11 protein-coding genes are annotated in these 12,251 nt (G+C 47.7%); 3 read left to right on the top strand and 8 right to left on the bottom strand.

What is annotated here, in order from left to right:
• Window positions 1-161: 161 nt before the first annotated feature.
• The gene (gene purD / locus Q1A08_RS13450; RefSeq protein ID WP_299773745.1) at window positions 162-1,448 is read left to right on the top strand and encodes a phosphoribosylamine--glycine ligase; all 1,287 of its coding nucleotides are present in this window, start codon (window positions 162-164) and stop codon (window positions 1,446-1,448) included.
• A gap of 398 nt (window positions 1,449-1,846) precedes the next feature.
• On the opposite strand, the gene Q1A08_RS13445 is transcribed toward purD, so the two are convergent.
• Window positions 1,847-3,331 carry an AAA family ATPase gene (locus tag Q1A08_RS13445; protein ID WP_299773743.1) on the bottom strand — a complete coding sequence of 495 codons (1,485 nt, stop codon included), beginning with the start codon at window positions 3,329-3,331 and terminating at the stop codon, window positions 1,847-1,849.
• A 120-nt stretch (window positions 3,332-3,451) separates the two neighbouring features.
• On the opposite strand from Q1A08_RS13445, the gene coq7 reads away from it, so the two are divergent.
• Window positions 3,452-4,099, top strand: a complete 648-nt coding sequence (gene coq7 / locus Q1A08_RS13440) for a 2-polyprenyl-3-methyl-6-methoxy-1,4-benzoquinone monooxygenase (RefSeq protein ID WP_299774099.1) — start codon at window positions 3,452-3,454, stop codon at window positions 4,097-4,099.
• 316 nt (window positions 4,100-4,415) lie between these two features.
• Here the strand turns inward: coq7 and Q1A08_RS13435 are convergent, their stop codons facing one another.
• Window positions 4,416-4,841, bottom strand: coding sequence for an OsmC family protein (locus Q1A08_RS13435; protein ID WP_299773741.1), 426 nt, complete (start codon window positions 4,839-4,841; stop codon window positions 4,416-4,418).
• A 521-nt stretch (window positions 4,842-5,362) separates the two neighbouring features.
• Between Q1A08_RS13435 and crp the strand changes: the two genes are divergently transcribed.
• Window positions 5,363-5,998: a cAMP-activated global transcriptional regulator CRP gene (crp, locus tag Q1A08_RS13430; protein ID WP_299773739.1), complete on the top strand. Its 636-nt coding sequence runs from the start codon at window positions 5,363-5,365 to the stop codon at window positions 5,996-5,998.
• A gap of 230 nt (window positions 5,999-6,228) precedes the next feature.
• On the opposite strand, the gene Q1A08_RS13425 is transcribed toward crp, so the two are convergent.
• The 6 genes from Q1A08_RS13425 to Q1A08_RS13400 all read right to left on the bottom strand — a co-directional run bounded on the left by Q1A08_RS13425 (window position 6,229) and on the right by Q1A08_RS13400 (window position 12,102).
• On the bottom strand, window positions 6,229-7,632 hold the full coding sequence (locus Q1A08_RS13425; protein ID WP_299773736.1) for a HAMP domain-containing sensor histidine kinase: 1,404 nt from the start codon (window positions 7,630-7,632) through the stop codon (window positions 6,229-6,231).
• The gene (locus Q1A08_RS13420; protein WP_299773734.1) at window positions 7,629-8,318 is read right to left on the bottom strand and encodes a response regulator transcription factor; all 690 of its coding nucleotides are present in this window, start codon (window positions 8,316-8,318) and stop codon (window positions 7,629-7,631) included. The genes Q1A08_RS13425 and Q1A08_RS13420 overlap by 4 nt, the downstream gene beginning before the upstream one ends.
• Before the next feature lie 31 nt (window positions 8,319-8,349).
• Window positions 8,350-9,039 carry a PepSY domain-containing protein gene (locus tag Q1A08_RS13415; protein ID WP_299773732.1) on the bottom strand — a complete coding sequence of 230 codons (690 nt, stop codon included), beginning with the start codon at window positions 9,037-9,039 and terminating at the stop codon, window positions 8,350-8,352.
• 593 nt (window positions 9,040-9,632) lie between these two features.
• Entirely contained in the window at window positions 9,633-10,439 is an 807-nt protein-coding gene (gene trpC, locus Q1A08_RS13410) for an indole-3-glycerol phosphate synthase TrpC (protein ID WP_299773730.1), read from the bottom strand.
• Between the two features lie 38 nt (window positions 10,440-10,477).
• Complete coding sequence (gene trpD, locus Q1A08_RS13405; RefSeq protein ID WP_299773728.1) at window positions 10,478-11,509, bottom strand: anthranilate phosphoribosyltransferase; 1,032 nt, start codon at window positions 11,507-11,509, stop codon at window positions 10,478-10,480.
• A 14-nt stretch (window positions 11,510-11,523) separates the two neighbouring features.
• The gene (locus Q1A08_RS13400; RefSeq protein WP_299773726.1) at window positions 11,524-12,102 is read right to left on the bottom strand and encodes an aminodeoxychorismate/anthranilate synthase component II; all 579 of its coding nucleotides are present in this window, start codon (window positions 12,100-12,102) and stop codon (window positions 11,524-11,526) included.
• Window positions 12,103-12,251: the final 149 nt, after the last annotated feature.

The raw sequence follows: 12,251 nt of genomic DNA, 5'->3' as shown, positions 1-12,251 counted from the left end.
ACCACTTATAGACTTATTAATATGGGTTTTAAAAATAGTAGTTAGGGGTCAGATCCCTTTGGAATCTGACCCCGGTAGATCTGCACGAATTACATTTAAACTTTCAGAGGCGATGCCGCCTTTTACGGGCTCATCTAACCTCTCACATCTGACGAAATATTATGAATATATTGGTGATCGGTTCAGGTGGGCGCGAGCATGCCTTGGCCTGGAAAGCGGCGCAAAGCGCTGATGTTGAAAAAGTTTTTGTTGCACCGGGTAATGCTGGCACAGAGCTGGAAGACAAATTAGAAAACATCGCTATCGGCGTTGGTGATTTTAAAGAGTTAGCGGATTTTGCCGAGCAAAATAATGTTGGCTTAACCATCGTTGGCCCTGAAGCCCCATTGGTAGATGGCGTTGTCGATTACTTCGCTGAGCGTGGCCTACGCTGCTTTGGCCCAAGCCAAGGTGCTGCGCAACTAGAAGGCTCTAAAGCTTTCACGAAAGACTTCTTAGCACGTCACGATATTCCTACCGCCGAATACCAAAACTTCACTGAAGTAGAGCCTGCTTTGGCTTACTTGCGTGAAAAAGGTGCGCCGATTGTTGTTAAGGCCGATGGCCTTGCGGCTGGTAAAGGCGTCATTGTTGCTGAAACTCTTGAGCAAGCCGAAGACGCGGTAAAAGATATGCTATCCGGTAATGCATTCGGTGATGCGGGTTGCCGTGTAGTGATCGAAGAATTCCTAGACGGCGAAGAAGCTAGCTTTATCGTCATAGTAGATGGCAAAAATATTTTGCCAATGGCGACCAGCCAAGATCACAAACGTGTAGGCGATGGTGATACCGGCCCGAACACTGGCGGCATGGGTGCTTACTCTCCGGCTCCTGTTGTAACCAGCGAAATTCACGATCGCATTATGGAGCAAGTGATTGTTCCTACCGTAGAAGGCATGGCTAAAGAAGGCAATGACTACACCGGTTTCTTATACGCCGGCTTGATGATCAACGCTGAAGGCCAACCAAAAGTTATTGAATATAACTGCCGCTTTGGTGATCCTGAAACCCAACCAATTATGATTCGCTTGCAATCTGATTTGGTCGAGCTGTGTAATGCTGCGCTAGATAAAAAACTGGATCAGACCAGCGCCGATTGGGATAGCCGCGCCGCCATGGGCGTTGTACTCGCAGCCGGTGGTTACCCAGCGAGCTACAACAAAGGTGATGAGATTCACGGCTTAGAAAACAATACCAGCGATATCGCCAAAGTTTTCCATGCAGGCACTGCCATGAAAGATGGCAAAGTCGTTACTGCTGGCGGCCGCGTACTTTGTGCAACCGCTTTAGGTAATAGCGTAAGCGAAGCCCAAGCCGAAGCTTACAAGCTCGTGAAAACCATCAGCTGGGAAGGCAGCTTCTACCGCAACGACATCGGCTACCGAGCCATCGCCCGCGAGCAAAGCTAAGCCCAAACCAAAAGGGGTCAGAACCCAAGGGTTCTGACCCCACTCTTCGAAGCCGAACTACCGATCAAGCCAACGCACCAATAGAATTTCCCATTCTATAAACACTCACCCCAATCAACACGGCAGCGCTTCAAAAACACAAAGCAATTCTTCCAAAGCAAAGCAACACCATTCAGATCGTACCAACACATGGGGTCAGAGCCCCTGGGTTCTGACCCCGCTTCGAAGCCGAGCTATCGATCAAGCCCCTGCCCCAAAAGAATTCATCACTCTGCAAACATCCGCACCAATCAACGCGGCAGCATTCCAAAGACACAAAGCAATTCTTCCAAAGCAAGGCAAAACCACTCAAATCGTGCCTGCACATGGGGTCAGAACCCTTGGGTTCTGACCCCGCCTTACGCTGGCACCGCTCTATCTTTCGCCCAGCTTCTCAACGCTCCTACCTGCTCAGACATAGTCTGCGATAGCGGTACACTCACAGAAATCTCAGCCAATAACTGCTCAGAAGACAAGCTCGTTACATCGTGCTTATCAGCCCCTGCACTATAACCAGCGGCAATAATCGCCTGCTCGATTTCAGCGCCGGTAAAACCTTCGGTCGCTCGCAGCAATTCGGCCCAGTCCATATCGGTTTTATAACCACGTTTAGCCAGATGAATTTCAAAAATTTTCTGACGTGCTTGCGGTCCAGGTAAATCGACAAAAAAGATTTCATCAAAGCGCCCTTTGCGCACCAGCTCAGCCGGCAGCGCACTAATATCATTACTGGTCGCAACAATAAAAACAGGCTTATCGCGCTCCGACATCCAGGTGAGTAAAGTGCCCAGTACTCGCTTAGAAGTCCCGTGATCCTCACCACCTTGCGCCAAACCTTTTTCAATCTCATCTAACCACAATACGCAGGGACTCATATTGTCTGCCAGCGCTAATGATTCACGCAGATTACGCTCGGTCTCTCCAAAGTATTTGTTATACAGTGCCCCCATATCCAAGCGCAGCAGCGGCAAATCCCACATGCCCGCAACAGCCTTGGCCGCCAAACTTTTACCGCCACCTTGTACACCTAACATCAACATACCTTTAGGCGTATCTTTAGCATCTTTGCTGCCGGTTTTTAAAAAGGCTTGTTGACGCTGCTTGAGCCACAATTTTAAATTATCCAGGCCACCCACTTGAGCAAACTTAGCCGTTCGATATTCAAAGCTCAGCACGCCTTCCATATCCATCAAGGCAAACTTAGCGCGATTCAATATCGGAATATCTTCTTCGGTGATCGCACCATCATCAGCAATAGCACCACGCACCAAGCGGCGAATTTCTTGATGCCCCAGGCCACGCACATTGGCCACCAGCATCTCTAAAGCTTTTTGATCGGCCTTAACACGATCCGCACTTTGCTCTGCTGCCCACTTGCTGGCTTCCTCGCGAACAATGTTCATAACTTCTTCATCATTCGGTGGAATTAACTCTACTCTTGCGCTGTAGCGAACCAGTTCAGGCGGCAGCTCAATTTTGTGACTGAGAAAGACAAGGCAGTGCGCAACCGCCGCATGATTCAAGACGATATCTTTTAATAGGCGAATAATCTTAGGGGTTTCGCTAAAGAAAGGGTGGAAATCGCACAGTACAAACAAACCAGGTTTAGTGGACGCTTTAATATGCTCCAATACCTTTTCTGGCTCGGCAGTATCCGAGCTCATATTGAGCTGCGGGCCAAACGTTAAGCGCGCGAGGCCATCGGTTACCGACCAGCGATACACCGACTGCCGCCTGGCTCGCGATTGCTCTAATATTTGATCCAAAGCGGTTTTCTCATCATAGCTTTCTAGCACCACCAACGGCGGGCGACTATCAAATACGGCTTTTAGATCTTCATTCATTTGTTTGCTTCCTAAACATACACAACCATTAGACGAGCGAAAGTATAACTGCTGATAGTTTTTATCTCTGCTTCAGGATACAGTAGAATGGTGTTTTTAAAAGCCAGTAGCGAGCAACTTATGAGCAGCCTACGCCGCCATAGCTTAGTAGATCAGCTGATCGGCCAAGCCGATCGCGCCCTGCGCACCCTAAGCCCCGACACCCAAGCCCATAGCCGCCCATCTCCCGCCATCGGGCAAGATGAAGCCGAGATGAGCGATTCCGAGCGCAAACATGCTGCAGGCTTAATGCGAGTAAACCATACTGGTGAAGTAATGGCGCAGGCTCTATATCAAGGTCAGGCGCTTACCGCCAAGCTACCTGCCGTGCGCGAAGAGATGGAACACGCCGCCGACGAAGAAATTGATCATCTAGCCTGGTGTGAAGAGCGTACCCGCCAACTGGGCAGCCACACCAGCTTGTTTAACCCAATGTGGTACGGCCTATCATTCAGCATGGGGGCAACCGCGGGCTTAATTAGCGACAAAGTGAGTTTAGGCTTTGTATCCGCTATTGAAGATCAGGTATGTGCGCATTTAGAAGAGCATTTAGAAGTACTGCCAGCGCAAGACAGCAAAAGTCGCGCGATCGTTGAGCAAATGCTGGAAGATGAAGCTAAGCACTCTCACGCCGCACTAGAGGCTGGTGGAATTCGCTTCCCCGGCCCCGTCAAACAAGCCATGAGCCTAATGTCCAAGGCCATGACCAAAACCAGCTACCGCATCTAACCTCGGGGTCAGAACCCTTGGGATCTGACCCCACATCGGAGCCGCGACCTTACAGTCTAAGATACCAATCCTCGAAGTAAAGAAACGCAGTTTCGATCCAAAACCACTATATCAAACACAAAGTGCCAACACCCGGGGTCAGAACCCTTGGGTTCTGACCCCACATCGAAGCCGCGATCTTTCAGTCTAAGACACCAATCCTCGAAGTAAAGAAACTCGGTTTCGACCCAAAACCACCATACCAAACACAAAGTGCCAACACTCGGGGTCAGAACCCATGGGTTCTGACCCCACATCGGAGCCGGGATGTTAGAGCCTACTCCCCAAGCTCAACAATCTCATAAGAATGGGTCAACTCAACGCCCCCATTCGTTAACATAATCGAAGCCGAGCAATACTTTTCCGCAGACAACTCAACTGCCTTCTTCACTTGGCTTTCCTTCAGTTTTCTTCCACTCACCACAAACTTCAAATGAATTTTGGTATAAACCGCCGGCACAGCATCGGCACGCTCGCCTTCTACAAACACCTCACAGTCTTCCACATCCTGGCGAGATTTCTGCAATATCCCTACCACGTCATAGCTGGAGCAACCGCCAACAGCCACTAACATAAGCTCCATTGGGCGTGCGCCTAAGTTTTGTCCGCCTTTTTCCTCTGGCCCATCCATTTGGATGGTGTGCCCTGTTCCTGTCGTGGCTACAAAATTTACATTTCCGCCCCATTTCACTTGTGCTTTCATGATATTCCTCAGACAAACAAAAGCTTAAGGTTACCATAAGCACCTAGGTGCTTTTTCCATTCCTTTAGGCTATGTCTCTATATCCTTATGCAGCGAACGCTTTTTCATTGGGCAAATATTCAGCAACGATGAGGTTTACTAGCACCGACAGCGCGTTTGGCGATATACGTCACAGCGTATACAACGAGGCGTAGCCATTTTACTCGTGCAGCTATCACAACTTGAACATGTGACAAGTCACAATTCATCGGATATTTGCCAAGTAAACAACTTAAAGTATGGATTCAGGGGAGTAATAACGCCATAATCGCTGTCTAATTTCGCCACGGTAGTTGGGATTTGTACCGTGGAATAAAAAAAACAAAAAACCTTTAATTTAGAACTATAAAGGCCCGGTCGAAAACGCGCCTGCAGAACCTGTAGTATTCAAGCTTGGTGGCACAGGCGCTGAACGGATCAGCAGAGTTGCGATGGATGCAGTAACGGGTCAGACGCAGAAGCGTAGATGCCAGGAGTCAACATTGAATAACGTTCCATTAACCCCGCATATTGAACATGTGGAAGAATTTTTAAGCTATTGCCACAGACGCCGGTACCCTGCGAAAAGTACCTTGATCTACGCGGGCGATAATAGTGACTCCCTGTATTACATTATTAGAGGCTCAGCTACCGTCGTTATTGAAGACGATGAAGGCCGCGAAATGATTGTTGCCTACCTTAACGAAGGTGACTTTATCGGTGAGATGGGCTTGTTTGAAGACAACGATGCTCGTAGCGCATGGGTTCGCGCGAAAACAGAATGCGAAGTTGCTGAAATTAGCTACACGAAGTTTCGCGAAATTTCTGAAAATCATCCAGAGTTTATTTACGCCCTTGGCCGTCAAATGGCTAAGCGCTTGCGTAATACCACTCGTAAAGTAGGCGATCTCGCTTTCTTAGATGTTACCGGCCGCGTTGCCCGCACCCTTTTGGATTTGAGCCAAGAGCCGGATGCCATGACTCACCCGGACGGCATGCAGATTAAAATCACTCGCCAAGAAATTGGCCGCATTGTAGGCTGCTCTCGCGAGATGGTTGGCCGCGTATTAAAAACTTTAGAAGACCAAGGTTTGGTTTCCGTAAAAGGCAAAACCATGGTGGTATTTAATACCCGCTGATATCTAAATCAGGGTCAGAACCCAAGGGTTCTGACCCTAGTCGAAGCCGACGTCCCTTCCAACGCCCTCCAGCAAAAGAACGGCCTTCTAAACACTCAAAAAACCCTGCTCTGTTCAAGTCACTTCGCAAGCAAGAATTTAAAACCGTAAATAAATCGCCTAAACCAAACATCGCACCTCCTACCCGGGGTCAGATCCCTTGGGATCTGACCCCACATCGAGGCCGAGATTTAAACGCTACGCAATAAGCAAATAGAAACCACAAACTTCCCGCTTTCCAACTTCAAACTAGCCTCGCCCCCCATCGCCTGCACAGCAGCTTTCACAAAGCTCAAGCCCAAACCATTACCTTCTTCAGTACGACTCTGATCACCACGATAAAAACGCTCAAAGGCTTTTTCTTCTATCGCCTCAGTGGCAACTATTCCACCGCCAGTAAAACCCATCTCTACCGAGTTTGAACACTCAATACACAAATATTTATCCGAGGGTTTTATACAAAGCTCAATCACTTCACCAGTAGCACCGTACTTACTAGCATTATCTAAAAGGTTACAAACCGACTGCATCAACAAAGCATGATCAGCTTTTACCAAACCTAAACCTTCAGGTTTTGATTCAAGGTTATCAGCTACCTTCCACTGCAAAACCTGATTTTTCTCCTGAAATACTGGCTCGTATAATTCGATAGAATCGACCACACAAGGGTAAGGGTCCATATCATCTAGCGCTGAAAGCTCACTGCGATTCTCTAAGCGATTAATCTGCAGTAAAAGGCCAAACGTATTTTGCAAATTTGCCAGCAACTTTTCACTGTGCTCCAGCTCTGGATAGCGTTTCGCAGCCGTTTGCAGTTGATTATAAGCAGCTGTTAAGGGGGTACGTAAGTCATGAGCGATATTGTTGGCCTGCTGCCGGGTCGAGTGCATAGCGGTTTCCACATCCGACAGCATATGATTAATATTATCTACCGTTACGGCTAAGGGCCCGCTTAAATTACTGTCTTTAACTCGACGACTAAGATCTCCGCTATTTACGATGGCTGCCGTGGTGGTATTAATATCCATCAAGCGTGCTTTGATACGGTTTTGAAGATACCAACTTAAAGAAAGCCCCAGGCCTAACACCGAGACCATAATCGTAAAAAGAATGGCCGGCCAATTATGATCCGAACTTAAAATAGAAGGATCTAAAGCAACGGTAACTTCAGCATTAAACTGCTCCAATGGAGTCGTGAGAGAAGTAAAGTTCACCTCTTTGCCATCATGAAAGGTACTAAAGTCCATCAATCCTTCAGGAAAAGGAATAGCCGAAGGGAAATCTGGAGGAATTTCTTCAAAGCTGGTGATCAAGTCTCCATTCATGGAAATAATAAACTGGTAAGGGCCGCTTTTTTCGAATTCCTTTCTCAGTAGCTTCTCCAGCTCTAAAACCTCACCCTGGCTCAGCAGTTCTTGCTGCTCGATAATTTGAGCTTCAAGGCTTTCCATTTTCGTTTCCAAGGCGAAACTGGTGGTATCTCGCACATACCAAGCCCCCAGCCAATCGGCCATTAGAAAAGCCAGCAATAAAAAAACAAAAGCTACTGCGCCATAAATCCAAAGTAGGCCACTAAACGGATCACGCCACCTCATGCAGGCGCCTCCATTTTGTAGCCCGCACCTCGTACAGTGTGCAGCAAGGATGGCAGATCTGGCAGATCAACTTTTTTACGCAGGCGACTGATATGCACATCTATCACATTGGTTTGCGGATCAAAGTTATGCCCCCACACCTGTTCTAGCAACATGGTACGAGTGATGACTCGACCCGGGTTTTGTAGAAAGTACTCTAGGATATGAAACTCTCGAGTATTCAGCTCAATGGCCTGCCCTGCCCGGCTCGCTTTTCGGCTCATGCGGTTTAGCTCTAGATCGGCCATTGTTAGTAAACTATCCGCAGCAGCGGCAACAGGCGCCGCGCGTGCCGCTAAGATTTCAGATCTAGCCAACAATTCACTAAAGGCAAAAGGCTTAACCAAGTAATCATCGCCACCTGATCGCAAACCTTTTACTCGCTCGTCAACACTATCGAGCGCACTCAAGATAAGGACAGGAGTATTAACCTCGATGGCTCTTAGTGCTTTTAGCATCTGCAGGCCATCCATTTCAGGCATAAGGCGATCACTAATAATTAACTGGTAATCAGCCTGTGACTGTGTAGCTAACTGAAAACCTTCACGACCATCTCGCGCCCAGTCAATACAATGCCCGGCTTCTTCCATGCCTTTACAGATGAACTGAGCTTGCTCTTGATTGTCTTCAACTAATAACAGTTTCACAGGCCTAACCTTTTATTCTGTGATGATAAAATTAACTCGCCGGATCAGCAGCCGGAGCTTTGTCTTCAGCTTGCTCACATATAAAAGCCAACTCTTTGCGCAGCTCTTTATGAATATCCCCAGGTATTGAATGCAGCTCTTGCATATCGGCCATGCCAATAAAGGGAAAGTCATCACCACTGGTGAACACCTCGATATCGATATCATCGCCACCTAGAATACTCATTTGCTTGCCAAAATGCCTAAAGCTGCGATCTAGGGCTTTCACCTTGAAACTTTCGCCATCAAGGACGATACGTTGATAGCCATGTTCTAGCTCAACACCCAGCAGATAGTCGCCAGTTTCCATATCAAATTCAACCGATTCAATATCGCCTTCCAACTGTTTAGACGCTACTTTTAGGGCTTTTGCTAACTGAGGTTTAACTTTGGATTGGACCTTTTTACTGGTATTAGGTTGCTTGCCCGTTTTGGCATCCAGCTCCATATAGCTTGGCATGCCTTGGTTTAAGTATTCCACTAGATATACCGCCGTGTCTTTCCGTTTTTCTAGCATTACGGATAACACAGGCCCTTCGGCCAACTTCTCGGCCTTCTGCAGCGCCTCAGATACCTTTAGATTTGCTTCAGCTGCATAGGCCCAATGAGCCACTGAAACACCTGCTAAGATGGCGAGTAGCTTAATAGGACGGGCAGTTTTAATAATAGATTTGATATTCATTCCAGCCTCCATCATGACAATAAAATCAGGGCTGAGCACCCTGCACATGATTATTCTGGCAAAACACAATGGAAGTATTCTTTGCGTAAAGTGACAATTTATTAATGAACAACGAGCGTGAGACTTCGCCAAGACAATGCAATATCACCCACATCGTGCCGGTAATCGGGGTCAGATCCCATGGGATCTGACCCCACTTCGGAGCCGGGATATTGAATTAGATCGACTACCTAAAAGAACTGCAAGAAAGGGGCTTCGCCAAAGCAAATCAATACCACCCACACCGCACAGGCACTCGGGGTCAGATCCCGTGGGATCTGACCCCACTTCGGAGCCGGGATATTGAATTAGATCGACTACCTAAAAGAACTGCAAGAAAGGGGCTTCGCCAAAGCAAAGCAATACCACCTACATCGTGCAGGCATCCGGGGTCAGATCCCGCGGGATCTGACCCCATTTCGGAGCCGGGATGTTGAATTAGATCGACTACCTAAAAGAACTGCAAGAAAGGGGCTTCGCCAAAGCAAAACAATACCACCTACATCGTGCAGGCACCTGGGGTCAGATCCCGTGGGATCTGACCCCACTTCAAATTAATGAAACATCTCCATCAATTTCAAACCCGGATCATCGGCCCGCATAAAGGTCTCACCTACCAAGAAACCATTCACATTATGCCCACGCAATGCCGCTACATCATCGATAGTCGCAATACCACTTTCAGTAATCACAACACGATCATCAGGAATTACATCCAATAGCGCGAAGGTGTTCTCTAAAGACACATCAAAGGTATGCAAGTTGCGATTATTAATACCGATCAACTTATTCGGTAAATCCATCGCCAATTCAAGCTCTTCGCGATTGTGTACTTCCACCAATACATCCATGCCCAACTCTAAGGCCTGGGCATTCAAATCTTGCAGCTGATAAGCATCCAAGGCTGCAACAATTAACAATACACAATCTGCACCAATCGCACGCGCTTCTTGAATCTGATATTCATCGATTAAAAAGTCTTTGCGAATAACTGGCAACTTAGAGGCACTGCGTGCTTCTTTCAAAAACTCCTCATGGCCTTGAAAGAAATCCGCATCGGTCAATACCGATAAACAGGCCGCTCCGCCCTTCTCATAGCTGCGTGCAATATCCGCTGGGAAGAAATCTTCACGAATAATGCCTTTACTTGGCGAGGCCTTTTTAATCTCAGCAATGACCGCCGCTTGGCCAGCATCAATTTTAGTTTCGATCGATTTTACAAAACCTCTTGCAGGGCCTTGATCTTCCGACATGCTACGCAAATCATTCATGCTGACTTTTGGGCGACGCTCGGCAATCTCTTCTAACTTGCGGGCTAAAATTTTATCTAAAACGGTATTGGTCTTTTTAAAGCTGCTCACAATTACATACTCTTCTTGTTGCTAGGATGCTCAGATGATTAATCCATGCAACGGGTAAATTCTGCCAACTCGGCAATTTTTTCTTTCGCTAGGCCGCTAGCAATCGTATCTTGGGCTCGGGCAATGCCTTCAGCCAAAGTGTCCGCCACGCCACTTACATAAATAGCTGCACCCGCATTTAAAGCTATAATGTCCGCCGCTTTTTGGGCGTACTTACCTTTGCGCTTGCCTAGGGCATCGCGAATTAGAGCTAAAGATTCCTCAGCGGTTTCCACCCCCAAACCAATTAAGCTCTGGCTATCAATGTTGAAATCTTCTGGCTTAATTTCATATTCGCTAATCTCGCCATTTTTTAACTCGGCGACATTTGTTGCAGTCGCTAGGGAGATTTCATCCAAACCATCTTTGGCGTGCACCACCATGACATGCTCAGCGCCAAAGCGTTTTAGCACCTCGGCCATATGGCGACATAAATCCCCATTAAACACACCAATCACCAAACGCTTAACCCCAGCAGGGTTTGTCATTGGGCCAAGAATATTAAAAATAGTTCGCTGGGCTAGTTGCTTGCGAGGGCCAATAGCGTATTTCATGGCGCCATGGTGAGCCGGGGCAAACATAAAGCCCACTCCCACTTGCTCGGCACAGCGAGCCACTTGCTCTGGGCTGATATCCAATCGAATACCGGCCGCCTCGATAACATCGGCGCTACCGGAAGAGCTCGAAACACTGCGGTTACCATGCTTGGCTACATGAGCGCCTGCGGCAGCTACAACAAAACTAGAGGCCGAAGAGACATTAAATAGGTTAGCGCCATCGCCACCCGTGCCAACGATGTCGACTAGGTTTTCGGCGTTTACCGTCACTTCACTGGCCAGCTCGCGCATTACCTGTACGGCACCTGTGATCTCATCTAAACTTTCGCTTTTCATGCGCAGTGCCACTAAAAAGCCACCAATTTGTGCTTCAGTAGCTTGGCCCGTCATGATTTGTTTCATCACGGCAGCCATTTGCTCGGTCGTTAAATCTTGGCGCTGAATAATCGTGCCTAGCGCTTCTTGAATATCCATTGCTTGGCTCCCGCTTAGGCCTGTAAAAAATTATTCAGTAGATCATGGCCATGATCACTTAGGATGGATTCAGGGTGGAACTGCACACCTTCGATATCTAAGGTTTTATGGCGCAAACCCATAATTTCATCAACACTACCATCTTCGCTTTGAGTCCAGGCTGTGATCTCTAAGCAATCAGGCAAGGTGTTTTTATCAACCACTAAAGAGTGATAGCGAGTGGCTTCAAAAGGGTTGGCCAAGCCTTTAAATACGCCAGAATCGTTGTGATAGATGGGAGAGGTTTTGCCGTGCATCACTTGGGCTGCACGGACAACATCGCCACCAAAGACCTGACCGATGCTCTGATGCCCTAAGCAAATGCCTAAAATCGGCAATTTACCCTGAAAGTGCTCGATAACCGGCATAGATACGCCCGCTTCGTTAGGGGTACAAGGGCCCGGTGAGATAACGATTTTCTCGGGGTTTAGCGCTTCGATACCCGCAATATCCACCTCATCATTGCGCAGCACCTTCACATCCGCCTTTAACTCGCCCAAATATTGAACAATGTTATAGGTAAATGAATCGTAATTATCGATCATCAAAATCATGGCTAGTGCTGCATCCTATCTAAGACTGTTTAGCTATTGGCTTGTGTGGGCCTGGGCGCCCTATTATCAGGGGCGCTATTTTCCCCCGAAACGGCCTAGGAATAAAGAGGCATAAGCTTATAAAGATCCGCCCAGAACCGGGGTCAGAT

The organism is uncultured Pseudoteredinibacter sp. (genome assembly GCF_947500695.1).
Lineage (GTDB): Bacteria > Pseudomonadota > Gammaproteobacteria > Pseudomonadales > Cellvibrionaceae > Pseudoteredinibacter.
The sequence above is the reverse complement of the archived record's forward strand: the minus strand, read 5'-3'. Positions and strand labels throughout refer to the sequence as shown.

Coding starts and splice junctions, on each gene's coding strand:
- purD (WP_299773745.1), top strand. CDS start 162: ATGAATATATTGGTGATCGGTTCAGGTGGGCGCGAGCATGCCTTGGCC.
- Q1A08_RS13445 (WP_299773743.1), bottom strand. CDS start 3,331: ATGAATGAAGATCTAAAAGCCGTATTTGATAGTCGCCCGCCGTTGGTG.
- coq7 (WP_299774099.1), top strand. CDS start 3,452: ATGAGCAGCCTACGCCGCCATAGCTTAGTAGATCAGCTGATCGGCCAA.
- Q1A08_RS13435 (WP_299773741.1), bottom strand. CDS start 4,841: ATGAAAGCACAAGTGAAATGGGGCGGAAATGTAAATTTTGTAGCCACG.
- Q1A08_RS13425 (WP_299773736.1), bottom strand. CDS start 7,632: ATGAGGTGGCGTGATCCGTTTAGTGGCCTACTTTGGATTTATGGCGCA.
- Q1A08_RS13415 (WP_299773732.1), bottom strand. CDS start 9,039: ATGAATATCAAATCTATTATTAAAACTGCCCGTCCTATTAAGCTACTC.
- trpD (WP_299773728.1), bottom strand. CDS start 11,509: ATGGATATTCAAGAAGCGCTAGGCACGATTATTCAGCGCCAAGATTTA.
- Q1A08_RS13400 (WP_299773726.1), bottom strand. CDS start 12,102: ATGATTTTGATGATCGATAATTACGATTCATTTACCTATAACATTGTT.